Annotated in this window: 14 protein-coding genes; 6 read left to right on the top strand and 8 right to left on the bottom strand. The window is 55.7% G+C overall.

Annotated features, from left to right (window positions below):
• Positions 1-45 precede the first annotated feature (45 nt).
• From J8I26_RS12155 to J8I26_RS12140, 4 genes are all read right to left on the bottom strand, one after another.
• Positions 46-1,572 carry a sugar ABC transporter ATP-binding protein gene (locus J8I26_RS12155; protein ID WP_209607355.1) on the bottom strand — a complete coding sequence of 509 codons (1,527 nt, stop codon included), beginning with the start codon at positions 1,570-1,572 and terminating at the stop codon, positions 46-48.
• 7 nt (positions 1,573-1,579) lie between these two features.
• On the bottom strand, positions 1,580-2,662 hold the full coding sequence (locus J8I26_RS12150) for a substrate-binding domain-containing protein (protein WP_348635314.1): 1,083 nt from the start codon (positions 2,660-2,662) through the stop codon (positions 1,580-1,582).
• Between the two features lie 74 nt (positions 2,663-2,736).
• Entirely contained in the window at positions 2,737-4,095 is a 1,359-nt protein-coding gene (locus tag J8I26_RS12145) for an amidohydrolase family protein (protein ID WP_209607354.1), read from the bottom strand.
• An 18-nt stretch (positions 4,096-4,113) separates the two neighbouring features.
• The gene (locus J8I26_RS12140; protein WP_209607353.1) at positions 4,114-4,929 is read right to left on the bottom strand and encodes an alpha/beta hydrolase; all 816 of its coding nucleotides are present in this window, start codon (positions 4,927-4,929) and stop codon (positions 4,114-4,116) included.
• Between the two features lie 595 nt (positions 4,930-5,524).
• Between J8I26_RS12140 and J8I26_RS12135 the strand changes: the two genes are divergently transcribed.
• Both J8I26_RS12135 and J8I26_RS12130 read left to right on the top strand, forming a co-directional pair.
• Positions 5,525-6,211, top strand: a complete 687-nt coding sequence (locus tag J8I26_RS12135; protein WP_209607352.1) for a GntR family transcriptional regulator — start codon at positions 5,525-5,527, stop codon at positions 6,209-6,211.
• A 51-nt stretch (positions 6,212-6,262) separates the two neighbouring features.
• A complete protein-coding gene (locus J8I26_RS12130) occupies positions 6,263-6,967 on the top strand; it encodes a DUF2848 domain-containing protein (protein ID WP_209607351.1) in 705 nt (234 codons plus the stop codon).
• A 22-nt stretch (positions 6,968-6,989) separates the two neighbouring features.
• Here J8I26_RS12130 and J8I26_RS12125 read toward each other — a convergent pair whose 3' ends face one another.
• Positions 6,990-7,736: a GntR family transcriptional regulator gene (locus tag J8I26_RS12125; RefSeq protein WP_209607350.1), complete on the bottom strand. Its 747-nt coding sequence runs from the start codon at positions 7,734-7,736 to the stop codon at positions 6,990-6,992.
• Positions 7,737-7,900: 164 nt separating this feature from the next.
• Between J8I26_RS12125 and pcaB the strand changes: the two genes are divergently transcribed.
• Together pcaB and J8I26_RS12115 are read left to right on the top strand one after the other, a co-directional pair.
• Positions 7,901-9,268, top strand: coding sequence for a 3-carboxy-cis,cis-muconate cycloisomerase (gene pcaB / locus J8I26_RS12120; RefSeq protein ID WP_209607349.1), 1,368 nt, complete (start codon positions 7,901-7,903; stop codon positions 9,266-9,268).
• Between the two features lie 23 nt (positions 9,269-9,291).
• Complete coding sequence (locus J8I26_RS12115; RefSeq protein ID WP_209607348.1) at positions 9,292-10,701, top strand: cation:dicarboxylase symporter family transporter; 1,410 nt, start codon at positions 9,292-9,294, stop codon at positions 10,699-10,701.
• 163 nt (positions 10,702-10,864) lie between these two features.
• Here the strand turns inward: J8I26_RS12115 and J8I26_RS22815 are convergent, their stop codons facing one another.
• The 3 genes from J8I26_RS22815 to J8I26_RS12100 form a co-directional block, all read right to left on the bottom strand.
• Positions 10,865-12,430 carry a methyl-accepting chemotaxis protein gene (locus J8I26_RS22815; protein ID WP_280868800.1) on the bottom strand — a complete coding sequence of 522 codons (1,566 nt, stop codon included), beginning with the start codon at positions 12,428-12,430 and terminating at the stop codon, positions 10,865-10,867.
• A gap of 183 nt (positions 12,431-12,613) precedes the next feature.
• Positions 12,614-13,642 (bottom strand): porin, encoded by a 1,029-nt coding sequence (locus J8I26_RS12105; RefSeq protein ID WP_209607347.1) that lies wholly within the window; start codon positions 13,640-13,642, stop codon positions 12,614-12,616.
• 238 nt (positions 13,643-13,880) lie between these two features.
• Positions 13,881-14,339, bottom strand: a complete 459-nt coding sequence (locus J8I26_RS12100; RefSeq protein ID WP_209607346.1) for a RidA family protein — start codon at positions 14,337-14,339, stop codon at positions 13,881-13,883.
• A gap of 571 nt (positions 14,340-14,910) precedes the next feature.
• Between J8I26_RS12100 and J8I26_RS12095 the strand changes: the two genes are divergently transcribed.
• A complete protein-coding gene (locus tag J8I26_RS12095) occupies positions 14,911-15,765 on the top strand; it encodes an ABC transporter substrate-binding protein (protein WP_209607345.1) in 855 nt (284 codons plus the stop codon).
• A 60-nt stretch (positions 15,766-15,825) separates the two neighbouring features.
• On the top strand, positions 15,826-16,779 hold the full coding sequence (locus tag J8I26_RS12090; protein ID WP_209607344.1) for an amino acid ABC transporter permease: 954 nt from the start codon (positions 15,826-15,828) through the stop codon (positions 16,777-16,779).
• Positions 16,780-16,820 lie beyond the last annotated feature (41 nt).

Raw genomic sequence — 16,820 nt, 5'->3', positions numbered from 1 at the left:
GAGTCGAACTGACTGGGCCAGAACTCTCTTATGCTGAAATAGCCTCTAGGCGGCAGCCGCGATATCGGGGCTGGTGCCAGGGGAGCGTTGACCCAGCACGTCGGCGATAATGGATGGCTGATCGGAGATGTCAGGATTTTCATAGATCCCTGCTACCTCTGATCGGTACATCGTATAGATCACATCGCTGAGTGAAATGGTCTCTTCGAGATCACTGGACAGCACAACGACCGTCACGCCTTTATTTGCTGCTTCACGAATCCGCTCATGAATCTGTGCTTTGGCGTCGATGTCGACGCCAGCACTGGGTTCTTCGAGCACCAGCAGTTCTTGCGCGGCAGCCATGGCGCGTGCCAGGAGGACCTTTTGCTGATTCCCCCCGCTGAGACTGGTGATCGGAAGTGACGCATCCGCGAACTTCACGCCAGCATTGCGCAAGGTCGTATCAGCATAGGTTGCCTCAGCGGAACGGCCGATCAGGCCACCCTTGGCGTGGTGATGCAACGTACCAAGAGTCAGGTTCTCCATAATGGAGCGCGCTGGCAGAATGCAGTTTGCTGCTCGTCCAGATGGCAGATAGGCGACACCGCTCCTCAACGCTTGCGCAGCGCTCTTGGGCTGGAATTCCTTCTCGCCCAAGACAATGCGCAAATGCGGCGCCGGCGCTTGGCCGGCCAGTGCACCAATAATGATCTCTGCACCACAGCCGACCACGCCGTAGAGCGAAATGATCTGCCCACGATGCACGCGAATCGGCTGAGAAACGCGATTGCGCCAGCGCAGCTTCTCGATGATCAGAGACGGCTTATCAGACACTGGGCGCTCGGTAGGAAGCGCCTGGAGGCGTTCACGCTTCTTTCCGGTCAACCGCTCCACCATGATCTCGGCGGTGATTTCTGGCGTCATCGCGAAGCTGTCGACCACTTTGCCATTACGCATGATGGTGACGCGATCACTCACGGCCATCACATCTTCGATGTGGTGGGTGACCAGAATGGCGGCAACACCTTCTTTGCGTAGCTGCTCCAGCACATCCAGAAATTTCCGCTTTTCCACCGCACCAAGCATTGCTGTTGGCTCGTCGAAGATGACTACGCGCGGATTCTGCATCAATGCTTTGCCGATTTCGATCAGCTGCTGCTGAGCCACCGGCAATTGGCCGACCATCTGCTCCATGTCGACGTCCAGCCCGAGTTTGCGCAGCACTGCGCTGACTCGCTCCTTTTCGCCCTTGTTGTCCACTCGGGTGAATGGCAACTTGAACGTTTCAGAGCCCAGGCAGAGATTGGCTCGCACCGAAAGATGCTTGGCCAGCGAGAGTTCCTGGTAGCAAATGGCAATTCCGAGCTTGTGCGCCGCCTTGGGGCTCGCAATGGTCTGCACTTGGCCATCGACTTCGATCTGACCATCATCGGGCTGGTACAGCCCACTGACGATCTTTCCGATTGTAGACTTTCCCGCACCATTCTCGCCCAACAGGCAATGCACTTCCCCAGCATTGAACTCCGCCGACACGTTCGACAATGCGACCGTGGCGCCGAAGCGTTTCGTGAGATTAGTGACCTTGATCATGATGACCTCAACGAACTGCTGGCAGCTTCCAGTTTTCGGGCGGAATCTCGTAGATGCCGTACGGGTGCTTATCAGCGTTGGCCGGCGTGATCAGCACCGGGGGAACGTTGAAGTAGGCATACGGATAGTTGCTGTCCGCGGCCTTCAGCTCAGGAGTGGGCTTGCCCGAAATCTGGCGTGCGGCGAATTGCACAGCCAAGCGGCCCATGATGATGCCAGGCTCCGAGACAACGCCCAGGAAGCGACCGTCCTTCACCATCGGGATCGACTCCTTCACCATCGAGCTGGAAACGACCTTTACGTCTTTACGTTGCTGGCGGATTGCTTGCGCTGCACCCATGCCCAGAGCGATCACAGGGGTGTAGACGTACTTTGCATCCGGCTGACGCAGCAGCAGGTCGGATGTCTGGGACAGGCCGTATTGCAGGGTCAGCGAACCACCGAACGCACCCGGGATGACGTCAAGGCCTGGGCACTTCTTGGCTTGCTCGGTGAAGCCCACGTAGCGCAAGCGAGCCCATTCAGCACCAGCCGGTCCGGGGATCGTCAGGACCTTGCCCAACTTGCCACTGCCACAGATCTCCTTGGCCAGGGCGCGACCGATATCCTGATCATCTTGGGCAACGCCGAAATCGACGTGCTTGCTTCCGACAGGAATACCCACAGCCATCACCTTGATGCCGGCGTCTTTAAGCGCCTTCAGGGCGTTGTCATAGCCGCTGAACGAGGCCGCGGCGATTGCCACGACGTCGACCTTCAGTGCTTTCAGTGCCTCCAATTGAGCGAACTGCTCACGCACGTTGCCATAGGCGCCGGCGACAGACACTTGAACCACTTCCGCGCCGACCTGCTTGGCTTCGTCTTCGATACCGTAGACGATGCCCTTGTAGAAATCATCCTGCAGGTGCACGACTGCCACGCCGATCTTGAACGGCTTGTCCGACTTGATTGGTTGAACAAGACCTGCCAAACGGTCTTGTGTCTGTGCCTGGGCGGGGCTGATGCCGGAAAAAGCAGCGGCAATGGATAATGCGCAGACAGTCAGGGTACGACGCAGGGACTTCGATGCAATACGGTTGATACGAATCACTTGAATCTCCTCCGAGCGATTGAAGATCCAGCGGGCGGGCTGCTCGAAGTCCGATCGCCGCTGGAATTTATTAATTATTTCGTCAGCTTCCCTGCACCAGTTTCCTCGTCGAATTCGTACAGACCATCGAGGAAGATCTTGGTACGCTCGTACCACTTGCGTTTACGCGGTTGCGGCGGCGTACGATCAATTGGCTTGCCGCTCTTGAAAATGTAGTCGAAGCGTTTCGGGAACTGCAGGATTTTGATGTCCTTGGTCGGGTCGCCCGGGACCACCAGGATGTCGGCGAAGCGACCAGCTTCGAGCTTGCCGATCTCGTGGCCATAGCGCTTGATCAGGGCAGTGGCGGCCAGGGTATTGGCATGAATGGCCTGCAGCGGGGTCATACCCAGCAGATCCACGAAGATTTCCATTTCCTTGGCGTGCCATTGACCGTACGGAACCGGCGACCATCCGCTCTCGCTGCCAGCGATGATGGGCACGCCGGCCTTATACGCACGGGTCAGGTTCTCAGATGCCGCATCGATTTCGCGCTGGAACGCGCTCTTGCCAGACGCGCCGGCATCGACGGGATTGGCCCCTACCAGATTCACCAGCAGCGTCAGCGTTGGAGTGATTACAACCTTATTCTTCAGGCAGGCCTCGATACCTTCGTCATCGATATAGGATGCATGGAACAGGTTGTCGAAGCCCGCACGCGCGGCATCTAGCGCCGAGTCGCGCGACCGGGCATGTGTACTGACCAGTCGACCCAGGCGATGAGCCTCGTCGGCAATCAGTTTCAGTTCTTCGTAGGTGAAAGCCGAGGCTCCCAGCGCATCAGGAGTAATCAAGTTGTCGTTGGAGCCGGAGACCTTGATGGCATCAACTTCCTCTTTTACTTGCAGGCGAATTGCCTCGATCAGATCATCCTTGTTCTTGACCAGCACCGCACTTTGCCCGACCGGAAACTCCATCCAGCTCGGGAAAGAATCTTCCAGGCCTTGGTGGTTGGTGATCTGCTTGCCCGACACGGTGAAGCGAGGGCCTTCGAACATCCCTGTGTCGATTGCATCGCGTACAGCCTGAGCTACGTTATAAGTTGTCGCGGCATCGAAGCAGCTGGTCACACCCGCCTGCAGCACCTTCTTGGCGTAGTACATCGCTTTGAGTGTGCGGAACTCCGGTGGCGTATAAAGTGCGTTCTCCTCTTCGGAGCGAGATTCGCCGAAGGAAATGTGAGTATGACCATCAATCAGGCCCGGCATGATTGAGCGGTCAGGCAGCGCGACGACTTCATAGGAGCTCTCGTCGTACTGCTGAGGGAGTTGGTTAACGGCACCAACCCACTTGATGCGCTCACCTTCGACGACAACTGCCCCGTTCTCGATGGGAGGATTGAGAGTACCGTCGATAACACGGCCCTTGAGCAAATAACCTTTTTTCTGTTGCATGGGATTGCCTTTCTAGAGTCAATTCAGATGGGTGCCCATGAACTCGTTAACCTGCGCCAAGAAGGTGCTGGTACGCTCAAAGGCAACGGAATGGGAGCACTTGGACAGCGTCAGAACGTCCGCTTGAGGAAGTGCTTTGGCGATCTCGTACGAACACGAGATCGGGAATGCGAGGTCTTCGCGACCATGCAAGAGGCGTACAGCGCAGTGCACATGTTCAAGCGTGGTCGCGTCCAGCTTGGCGGCATCGGCATATTGCTGTTTTTCACCCTGGAACATGGAGTCGAAGTAATCCGCATAACCAGGAGCGAACACGACCGGTTCACGCGCGGCCAAATAGGCTTCGTCGATTACAGAGGTGTCAAAAATGATGCCGCTCAGTGTTTGCACCAGGTCCTCGCGATTGCGGGGTCCGGTCCAAACACGGCGAGTCAGTTCATTGATGGTAAAGGTGCCGCCCATGGTGCCGGTAGTAAGAACGGCGGCCACGCGGTCTTCCATCGATGCAAGCTTCAGCGCGATAGATCCCGACAGTGAATGGCCAATGATTCCGACGCGCTTCCCATTGATACGAGCAAGCATGGCTTGAGCTTGGCGTACCCACATGTCGTAGTCAAAATAGGGAGCAGCCGGCTTACGGCCACTTTTACCGAAGCCAATGAGATCCATAGCAAAGATCTCGAAGCGCTCGGACAACGGCCCCATGACCGTGCGCCAGTTGCCCAGGCTGGACGCGCCAGGCCCCGATCCATGCAACATCAGCAAAGGAGCGCCGCTACCCACGCGATAGTAGGTTACCGGCACCCCTTCAAATTCAAAGCTTTCTTCAGTCATCAGCGTCTACTCTCTGGAAGTGATTTATAGGGATGGTTTATTGGGTTGCGGCCCGGTCGACAGACGCGCCTTCGCTCAGGAAGAAATCCTGGAGGCGCCGGTCTGCGACAAGTGGTGCATTGGGGAAGTACATTTGGAGACGACACGAAGCTTCCATGCGCTCTACGACGGTAGCCACACGCTCGTTCGCCCAAGCAGGGCATTCGGTAATGCCGCCTGTCTTGGAATGCATCCACTGGCGCATGAGCGCACCTGGCGGGTTACAGTATTCAACGAGTTGAGTCATAACTTCCTTACAGTTGATGCAACAAAAAGGAGACAGCTCACACCTGAAAAATTACATACAACGTGTGGTTGGATGGTTTTGTGGATTTTATACAAATTGGTTCGAAACACAATTACATCTTATTGTGCAGAGCGCCATAAATGTCGCTTTATCCTTATAAACAAAGGCATTACGGCAAATTCGACACCTTTTCATAAACGGTGCAAAATTTATACAAGCAAACGTCATGCCATAAATGGCAGCTGGATTTTATACAAAATTATTTTGCGCCCGTGATAAAATTAATGAGTCCTGATTACTCTCAACCCTATGGAAACTCCTGTTAATGGTTCGAGCGCACTGTCGCTGCCAGAAATGGTCTACCGCGAACTGCGCAATGCGATCTTGAATGGCATCTTCACGCCGGGTCAGGTACTGCGTCAGGAGGAGGTCGCACAGCGACTGGGCGTAAGCCGCAGCCCTTTGCGCGAAGCGCTGCCTAGACTAGAGGCCGAGGGAATGGTGGTTTTGCAACCGAGGCGCGGCTACGCTGTCGCCACCTTGGATCCTAAAGAGATCGAAGAAGCATTCGATCTGCGCCGCCTATTAGAGAGTGAGCTTGCTCGTCATTCCATCTCACGTCGCACGCCGGCCGACATCGCTCGCGTCTACGCTGTACTGAGCGAAATGGCTAACTTGACGACAAAGACCAGTGATGCCGACGTTGCGCACTGGTTTGAGTTGAACAAGGATTTTCACAATGCGCTGCTGATGCCCGCAAGCCGCCCGCACCACATGCGTGCACTGGATAACCTACGTGGAATCATCGAGCCGTATATCCGCACCGAAGTGAGGCTGACCGGCGATCTCCACCAGGCTCAACAAGAACACACCCTATTGGCTCAGGCGTTTGTAAATGGCGACGCCGATGCTTTCGTTGAACTGACCTGCAAGCATTCGGAACACACACGTGATCGTCTGCTGCGTGGCCTGACGGAAAATCCAGCCGCTGAGTGAGCATGTCGCCTTTGAACTGAACGCAGCCATCACCCACAAGACGAAAATAAAATGGAACTGAGATTAGTCTCAAAGGCGTCGACGGAAACACATGCAATCACGCCGAAGCAACTGGTAATCGCCAGCTGGACTGGCCGAGATCGTGCAGCTATGGAGGGCCGACTCGCCGAATTGGAAGCTATGGGGATCCCTCGTCCGCCATCACTTCCTATGTTCTATAGAAACGCAGCACAGCGGCTCACCACCGCTTCCAAAATCGATGTGATCGGCGACCAGACCAGCGGCGAAGCCGAATTTGTCATGTTGAAGTTCGGCGGTCGACTCTGGGTGGGAGTAGGCTCCGATCACACTGATCGCGCACTGGAAGCACAAAATGCATCCCTATCTAAGCAGGTGTGCGATAAACCCGTTAGCAATGAGTGGTGGGCATTTGACGATCTTTTGAGTCACTGGGACTCCCTCCGCCTACGGTCATATATTGTTTCTTTTGATGGAAGCAAAGTGCTCTATCAAGAGGGAAGTGTGAATAGTATGCTTTCCCCGCAATCCTTATTAGCGCTCTGGGAAAGCACCGGTGTCGCTGACGATGGCGCCGCGCTCTTTTGCGGCACATTACCCGCCATTGGTGGCGTACGCGGCGCACTCCGGTTTGAAATCGAGCTGGAAGACCCAGCACTCGGGCGCACCCTGCGCCACGCATACGATATCGAGGTCTTGCCTCAACATCTCAATTCAACGAGTAGCATTCCATCCTGAAGCCCCTCAAGCACTTGCCTTATTAGGTAGCAGCAACGGAGCGCTCTAATTTCATCGAAATGACAAAGCGATCCGATGGATGAGTGGAAACAGATATCTCGAAAATTTGTCCCGCGGCATCAATGTACTGTCGAATTATCTCTAGGCCGGCGCTCCCCGGCGTGACGCCCAGCGCATCGGCTGCTGGGTGCTCGATCAGGATGCCACGCACCACCTGCCGGATTTCAGCCACGCGCCGGCCGTAGCGACGCTCGATCAGTGTGCTGATGAGCGTGTCCGGCTCTTCGCGCACCATCTCTTCAATAGCCGCGTATTGCGTATCGATGTAGACATCGGTCCAGCCGACCGGCTTGCCATTGCCGCTGTCGGCCCGGATGCTGGAAAAGCGCAGCCATGCAGTACCGCCGTTACAACCCAGCTTCTTGGCCAAGGCACTACCGACCACCAACTCCTCAACGCTTTGCACGACCCGTACATTTGTCGTACCGAACTGCACCAGGTCCTCTAGCGAGCCTAGTGAGGGGCGGAAGTCATTTTTCGGCGTGGCCGACTCCACTCGTGTCCCCGCATTTTTCTTGCGCGACACCAACCCCAGCTGCTGCAGTTCGTGCAAGGCCGCGCGGATGGTGTGTCGACTTGTGTTGTACAGCGAGCACAAGTCGAGCTCCCCTGGCAACACACTCCCGACGGGGTACTGGCCGGTAGAGATGCCCTCTGTCAGGGCTTGGGCGATCTCGGCGAAGTGTGGCTTGGTAGCTAGCTTTTTCATGGCGTTAATTTGTTATGTCGCGATTGTACGCCGAAATAAAACTTGCCTTATATGTTCGGACATATTAAATTAAATATGTTCGAACATATTAAGTTGCCGGTTAGTTCAGTTATCGCGCCAACATCGGCGCAGACCGGCTTATCAAGCAATCAAGAGGAGACATCATGTCCGGCTTCATCCCGGCGGCGAGCACCGTCGTCGATTCCATTCTGTACCGCGACGCATTCGGCACCGCCGCCATGCGCAACATCTTTTCCGACCACTCCCTGATCCAGCGTTACATCGACGTCGAAGTCGCGTTGGCCAAGGCCGAAGCGCGCGTCGGCGTGATCCCGGCGGATGCCGCCGACGCGATTGCCCGTGAATCGAAGATCGAACGCATCGACTTCGACCACATGCGCCACGAGACCGACATCGTCGGCTACCCGATCCTGCCGCTGGTGCACCAGCTGGTCGCCATGTGCGGCGACGCCGGCCGTTACGTGCACTGGGGTGCCACCACGCAAGACATCATGGACACCGCCGTGGCGCTGCAAGTGCGCGATGCTCTGGACATCATCGACGGCGACATCCGCGCGCTGCGCAAGATCCTGGCTGACCTGGCGGTGAAGCACCGCGACACGCCGATGGCCGGTCGCACACACTTGCAGCAGGCGCTGCCGGTGACCTTCGGCTACAAAGTCGCGATCTGGCTGGCCATGTTCGACCGCCATCAGGAGCGCCTGGCGCAACTGCGTCCGCGCGTGGCCGTGGTGGAATTCGCCGGCGCCGCCGGTACGCTGGCCTCGATCGGCGAGAAGGGCTTTAAAGTGCAGAAGGCACTGGCCGAAGAGCTGGGCCTGGGCGTACCCGCGACGACCTGGCACGTGGCGCGCGACGGCTTTGCTGAAGCCATCAACCTGCTGGCGCTGGTGACCGGTTCGCTGGGCAAGATCGCGCTGGACATCATGATCATGGCGTCGACCGAATTCGCCGAAGTGTATGAGCCCTTCGTGAAGGGCCGCGGCGCCAGCAGCACCATGCCGCAAAAGCGCAACCCGATCTCCAGTGAACTAATGCTGGCCGCCTCCAAGGCCGTGCGCCAGCATGCCGGCCTGATGGTCGATGCCATGGTGCAGGACTTCGAACGCGCCACCGGCCCGTGGCATGCCGAATGGATCGCGATTCCGGAAAGCTTCATCCTCTCCGCCGGTGCGTTGCACCAGGCCAAGTTTGCATTGGGTGGTTTGATCGTCGACACCGACCAGATGAAGCGCAACCTCGGCATCAGCCGCGGCCTGATCGTGGCCGAAGCGGTGATGATGGGCATGGCGCCGTACATCGGCCGCCAGCAGGCGCACGATGTGGTGTACGACGCCTGCCGCACCGTCAATGAGAAGGGTGGCACGCTGGCCGAAGCACTGGCTGCCTTGCCGGCCGTGACCGAGCATTTCGACCGCGCCGCCATCGACCGCATGACTGATCCGGCCAACTATCTCGGCCTGGCGCCGCAGATGGTGGATCGGGCGATCGCACTGTCGGCCAACAACTGATCGGCGAGCGAGGAGAGACAACCATGAACACACAACAAGATCGCAACGACGACATCATCGCTCCCCCGAAGAAAATTCCCTGGTACCGCAAGCTGGGCATGCAAGTGCTGCTCTCGCTGGTGTTGGGGATCGCGGTGGGCTTTCTCTTTCCTAAGTTTTCGACGCAGCTAAAAACGCTGGGCGACATGTTCCTGTCGCTCATCAAATGCGGGGTGGCGCCGCTGGTGTTTTTGACCATCGTCCACGGCATCGCGTCCGCGGGCGACGTCAAAAGCGCGGGCCGCGTCGGCTGGCGTTCGATCGTCTACTTTGAAGTGATCTCCACCTTCGCCCTTATCCTGGGCCTGGTGGCGGGCAACGTGCTGCAGATCGGCGAGGGCATGGCGGCCGTCGCCGGTGGCGCGGCGTTGCCGGTAATGGCGGCCAAAGCGGCACCGCAAGGCTTCCTGGAGTTCCTGCACCACATCGTGCCGGATAACTTCATCGGCGCCTTCACCAAGGGCGAGCTGCTGCAGGTGGTGGTGCTGGCGGTCATGACCGGCATTGGTATCCTGGCCATTCCCGAGCGCAAGCGCGTGAAGATCAATGAAGGGCTGGACCAGATTTCCGAGATCCTGTTCTCCTTCATCAACCTGGTCATGAAGCTGGCGCCGATCGGCACCTTCGGCGCGGTGGCCTACTCCGTGGGTAGCAGCGGCACGGCAGTGCTGATTGCATTGACGCAGCTGGTGCTGAGCTTCTACGGCGTGGTGATCCTGTTCCTGGTGGTGGTGCTGGGCGCAGTGGCGCGCCTGAGCGGCTTCAGCCTGTGGCGCTTCCTGCGCTACATCAAGGATGAGATCTTCATCGTGCTGGGCACGGCGTCGTCGGAAAGCGCCTTGCCGCGCCTGCTGATCAAGCTGGAGCGCCTGGGCTGCGGCAAACAGACGGTGGGCCTGGTGCTGCCGACCGGCTATGCCTTCAACCTGGATGGCACATCGATCTTCATGGCCATGGGCGTGATGTTCATCTCGCATGCTTATGGTGTGCCGCTCTCGTTCGACCACCAGATCGGCATCCTGCTGCTGATGTTGCTGACCTCCAAGGGCGCAGCCACGGTATCGGGAGGCTCGTTCGTGGTGTTCGCGGCGACAGTGACCTCAACCGGCATGCTGCCGATCGAAGGCCTGGCGGTGATCTTCGGTGTCTATCGCTTCATGTCGATGGCCATTGCCACCTGCAACACGATCGGCAACAGCGTGGCGACCGTGGTGGTGGCCAAGTGGGCCGGCACCTATGACGCCAAGGTTGCGGAGCGCCACCTGTATCCAGAACGCTTCCCAGATACAGCTATGGCCGATGAGATGTTCGATGATGGCATTTCAACTCAGCGGACAGACGCACAGGTAGCGGCGGTTGAGCATAAGACTTTGCTCGAAGGGGCAAGGCGATAGGTTCTAAGCGTACTGAGCCGCAAGAAGACTCAACAACATCTGACCTCTTGCCGGCGAGTATTGGTGAACAATGAATGCCCCTCCAAAGGAGGGGCATTTTTTCGATTGCCTTTGACTAAAACAGTGGTCGCTCCAAACCTACATCGTCGCCTGCCGTCTTAGACTAAGGCGACAACCCATCGTTGCCTTTAATTTTAAAGAAGCCAACAACATTAAGAAGTGTCCCTGCTTGCTCCTTGAGAGTTCCGGCCGCTGCTGCCGCCTCTTCTACGAGCGCAGTATTCTGCTGGGTCACATGATCCATCTGCGCCATGGCAAGATTGATCTGACCAATACCTTCTGTCTGCTCCAGGATTGCCACACTGATTTCCTGAACAATATTGGTCACTCGTTGAACACTGACAACCACTTCTTCCATAGTCGTGCCTGCTTGGGCAACGAGTGCGCTGCCATCCTCTACCTTGAGGACGGAATCATCGATTAGCGATTTAATCTCCTTCGCAGCTGATGCAGAGCGTTGTGCCAAGGATCGAACCTCAGACGCTACGACAGCGAAACCGCGTCCCTGTTCGCCAGCACGAGCGGCCTCCACGGCAGCATTGAGAGCGAGGATATTTGTCTGAAAGGCGATGCCATCGATCACGGAAATGATGTCAACAATCCGTCTTGACGACTCGTTAATTCCCGCCATCCGTTCGATTACATCGCCCACAACGCTCCCCCCTTTGATGGCGATCTCAGACGCCTTTTGAGCCAAAGAACTGGCCTCCCTTGCGTTCTCGGCGTTCTGGCCGACAGTCGAGGTTAGCTCCTCCAGCGCGGCAGCAGTTTCCTCCAATGAGCTTGCTTGCTCTTCTGTCCTAGACGACAGCTCCAAGTTTCCACTCGCAATCTGGCTAGATGCAGTTGCAACAGTATCGGTTCCCGATCTAACGTCATTCACAATCGCGGCCAAATTGTCGTTCATCGTGCTGAGTGCAGTTATTAGCACTCCAGCCTCGTCCCTCCTCCAAGAAACGACTTCGCTAGTCAAATCACCACCTGCGACTAGCTGGGCGACTTCGACCGCTCTCTTTAGAGGAACGACAATACTGCGTGTTACGTACCAAGCGGAAACAGCTCCAATTGTGGTTGCCACTATAGTGAGACAGATCAGGATTTTCACAGAAACTCGGTAATCGTGATTCATCTCAGCGATGCTTTGCTGGTTCTGCTTTTCTTGCAGATCAATCATGCCTTGTATGTCGCCAAACCAAATATTTTGCTGAGTCTGTACTGCTGACTGAAGATAGGCAACTGCTTCTTTTTCGTTGGAAACTTCGGCAAAAAAGCTCACATTCTCAAACGTTGGCCTCGTCCTACTCCTATCACCTTCGATCAATTCACTCAACGCCTTCTCCGCGTCAGTTGAAATCAAAGATTGAAGCCTGGAGAACGTTTCATCGTATTTCTTGCGCGCCTTCAAGATCGCCTCACTTTCCGAGCGACGGCTCTCGGGATCGGCATAGAGAATGAGGTTTCGCAATGAACGGACCTCTTGATCCAGCAGTCCTCGCATAGCATTTGCCGCGGCAATCTTTGCGTTGTTCTCTTCAACGATCGTCTTTATTCTCTTATTGTTGGCGGCAAGAGAGCTCCATCCAGCCAAGGCCATGGCGCACAACAGAAGCAGCACAAGAGCAAATGTCAGGGACAAGCGCGTTCCAATTTTCATATCTGAGTATTTCAACTTGTTCCTCTTTTTTATTTGTGCACAGAGTTGATCTCGAACTGCCGCCCTCTGAATTCAATAGAAATTGGGGCTTCAGTTCACATACGCCGTTAGTAAAACGCCTCATCGACCGCAGATGTCGATGAGGCGTTTTTTTAATTGGCTCGCGCCGGCTGGATGCCGGCGCGATTGCCGATATCGTTAGAACTTATGGCGAACACCGACGTTGAACAAGCTGTCGGTCAGGCCGTTTGCGGCAGCTAAACCGCCGATATTGGCATTGGCATCGTTCGTGTTGCGCGAGTACGAGGTATACAGCGTAGTGCGTTTGGAGATGTCGTAGGTATAGCCCAGCGCCCACTGCGAACCCTTATTGGCCGTCGCTACGGTGTTGTCGGTGGAGCGAATGTAAGAGGCCAGGACATTGCCACCCAGCAGCGGAACGGTTGCACCCACCATCCAGCCCTTATTGTTCAGAGGAGTGGTGACGTTCGAATCACTGGTGTTCTTCTGGTAGCCCAAGTGTGCTTTGACCACGTGGAAGTCATAGGTGCCGCCGATGAACAACTCCTTGCTGGCAACGCGGCCATTGACATCGTTTGTGCGCTGAAGCGCCGCGCCCACATAAACTGGGCCATTTTCGTAGGCCCCCGACAGCCCAATGGCACGATTGGCAGTGGTGCTGCCTGCGGCCTCACCGAAGGTGTATGCCAGCGAACCCTTGAAGCCGCTGAGATTGTTGGTGGTGTAATTCACCGTGTTGCTGGTACGGAAGGAAGTGCCAAAGATGCTCAGCATGCCACCACTATAGGTGCTCACACCAGCACGGCCGCCCGTCATGCCGGCATCGAACGGATCCACGTTATCAGCAACCAGGAAGATCGGAGCATACTGGCGACCAACGTTCAGCGAGCCAAAGGCGCCCGACAGGCCGACCCACGACAGACGGTTGAACAGAACTCCGCTGGAGCCCATACCACCATCATCGGCATTAAAACCACTTTCCAGCTGGAAGTTGGCCTTCAAGCCGCCACCCAGATCTTCTGTACCCTTGAAGCCAATACGCGAGCCATACCAACCACCACTATCCAGAGCCACTTTGGAGGCACGCCCGTTATTTTCATGCTGGATAGCCATGTCAATCACACCGTAGATGGTCACGCTGGATTGAGCATTGGCCGAGCCAGCGAAGACACCAAAAGCAGCAAGCGCGAGCAACTTCTTTTTCATTTTCACTCCCTTGAGATTGTTTCGTTAAGATTTCAAAACATCCAGCACTACAAGCAGTGCTGGTGAGTCCCCTACATAGACATACCGCACTCCTCAGCAAAGGCAGCACGGATCTCGACTATCCGAGCTGAGAAGATCGCTACTCGACTCCCTCATGAGAGGTCGAGAAAAGCACGTCGAAAGCCTTCTCCCTAAATCGCGCTGCCTTATAACCTGGCAGCGGAAGCACACTGCCGGATCAATCGACTTCAGCGATCAATTCGATTTCCACACAAGCACCGAGCGGAATCTGAGAGGCACCAAATGCACTACGTGCATGCACGCCGGCCTCGCCAAACACTTCGGCGATCAATTCGCTGGCACCATTTGTGACAAGGTGCTGCTCCGTGAAGTCAGTAGTGCTGTTAACCAGACTCATCAATTTCACAATGCGGCGAACCCGGGACAGGTCGCCCCCCACAGCGGCCTGCAGGGTTCCCATCAGGTCAATCGCCACTGCACGAGCTGCCGCTTTTCCATCCGCAGTTGTCAGGTCTTTGCCCAACTGACCACACCAAGGCTTGCCATCTTTTTTCGCCAGGTGGCCGGATAGGAAAACCAGCTTTCCTGCTTGCACATAAGGCACATATGCAGCGGCTGGCACAGCCACGTCAGGCAACTGGATGCCTAGCTCTTTGAGTTTTTGATTGATGTTCACGGAACACTCCTTCGTTGATTGACTTTGAATTCAGGGCGAGTGGACAAGATGGGCATGCGTCGTCGCGCGGACGACGGCTTTGCGCCTATCTTCCTTTTGGTGCGTTCGCTCGCTAGGCGATATCGCAGTATTGATAGCTATCAATACACGTCTCAGGATTTTATACAAATTATTTTTTATGACGGCCAGATTCTAGGATTAAACTATTTTGCATGCAAGGCGAAATGCGACGGCGTCTAGAAAAGACAACAGCAAAATTCCTTGCAAATCCCTGAATATGCTGGATTATAGCCAATTCTAGCCATCTAAAAAATTGCGACTATGGTGATGTCATCATATCGATTGCACAAGATCGTCAAATTGTATAAAGTCCACAATAAAAGTGAAATATAAAAATCGGAGACAACTGCAGACATCGGCGTCTTGAATATCGCCCAGCTTCACTTGCCTCTTTCTCTTCAAGTCCACCGAAAGGAGTGCTATGCACTGACGATTTCAGACATTCAAGTGCCGTCTCATCCAGCTACGAAGCGGCAGGCGCATCAAACAAATGAAAACAACAGGAGCAGACATGATGAAGTTCAAACAACTGAAAGAAATCGCAGTAATCGGCGCCTTGGCACTGATCGCAGCCCAAGGTGCGAACGCGCAGGCAATCCCCAAAGCCTCGTACGTGGAGTCGAGCGGGAAATTCACGATCGCAAGCACCATCTACGCGCCGTTTGCTTATGTGGATTCGAACGGCAAACGGGTTGGTCCTAGCATCGAACTTGCTGAAGCCGCAGCGAAATTGCTGAACGCCACTCTGGTGGTGGACGAAACACCCTTTACGTCGCTGATCCCATCGCTGAAAGCTGGCCGGATCAAAATTGCATGGCTGAACGCAACCGCTACCGCTGAGCGCCTCCAGCAAGTCGACTTCGTCGCATGGATCAAGGAAGGTACGGTCGTTTCGACCTTGCCGGAAAACAAGGCCACTTACGCCAAGCGCACGGCCCTGTGCGGTCGCACCGTAGCTGTTCAATCCGGTACCGCAGCCGATTTCTCCGCAGACACTCTTAACGCAGAGTGCAAGTCCTCCGGACTGCGCGAATTCAAGAAGGACATCTATCCGTCGCAACAGGAAACTGTGCAAGCGGTCATCTCGCGCCGTGCCGATGCATATCTCGATGACTCCACTGCTGCGGGCTACTACTCCAAGGTCAGCAACGGCCGCCTCGTGATCACAGGGGAAGGCTTCAACGTGAAGCCAGTCGGCCACATCATCGCCAAAGGTGATACCGAAACCGCGAAGATGGTGGCAGGTGTGATGCAGGCCCTCATCGACAACGGCACCTATTTGGCCATCCTCAACAAGTGGGGCATGGGCTTTGCGGCAGTCGATAAGGCTATCGTCTACACCGACGCGTCTCAAATTCAAAAGTAACCCGTCGGCCGTTGCTGCCGACGACGGTTGATGGCAACGGCTGCGAAGTGGAGTTTAGTAATGATGAAAAATCTTGAGATACTTGGCGAGCCAAATATGCCCCGTCCGACATCCAGTAAAGAAGCTGCCGGCGCGGCGTCGAAAATCACCGTCGTTCCACTGCGACATCCTGGCCGATGGATTGCTGTGGCCCTGGTTGTATTGGTTATGGCTTTCGTACTGCAGGCAGTTATCGGCAATCCGAATCTCCAATGGCCTGTCTTCGCCAGCTATCTGTTGCACCCGATGATTCTTAAAGGCCTGGAACTAACGGCCATCCTTACCGTTGTCGTCATGATATTGGCCAGCGTGATCGGTATGATTGTCGCGCTGATGATGCTGTCCCCCAGCCGGCTTTTATCGGTCCCTGCCGCCGCATTTATATGGTGGTTCCGCGGATCGCCGGCATTGGTGCAACTGATCTTCTGGTACAGCTTGGCATTGCTCTTCCCACAACTGACGCTGTGGATACCTGGTGTCGGAACTGTGTTCTCAGTGCATATGAATGAAGTGATGACTCCGTTTACTGCGGCCATCATTGCCCTTTCGTTGTCGGAGTCGGGCTACATGGCAGAAATCATTCGCAATGGCCTCAAATCGGTCAATCGCGGCCAAACAGAGGCAGCCCTCTGTCTCGGCATGAAACCCAGCCTATTGCTTCGCCGAATCATTGTTCCGCAAGCCATGCGCGTAATCATCCCCCCCACTGGAAACGAAGCAATCAGCTTGTTAAAAACCACGTCGCTGGTCAGTACGATCGCCGTGAGTGATCTTCTTTACTCAGCACAAGCCATCTACGCGCGAACATTTGAGACCATTCCACTGCTCATGGTGGTGACCTTCTGGTATCTGGCGGTTGTGTCGCTCATGACTTTTGGCCAGAGCTATCTGGAACGCTATTACTCAAGAGATGAACGACCATACGACGGCGCCGGAAAGCCGGCTGCAGCATCAGAGACGAACAAGGGAGAATGAGATGAACCTGCGACACTTTGAACGTTATGGCGTCTCTCCGT

The sequence above is a fragment of the Herbaspirillum sp. LeCh32-8 genome, assembly GCF_017814915.1.
Classification (GTDB): Bacteria; Pseudomonadota; Gammaproteobacteria; order Burkholderiales; family Burkholderiaceae_D; genus Herbaspirillum.
The sequence above is the reverse complement of the archived record's forward strand: the minus strand, read 5'-3'. Positions and strand labels throughout refer to the sequence as shown.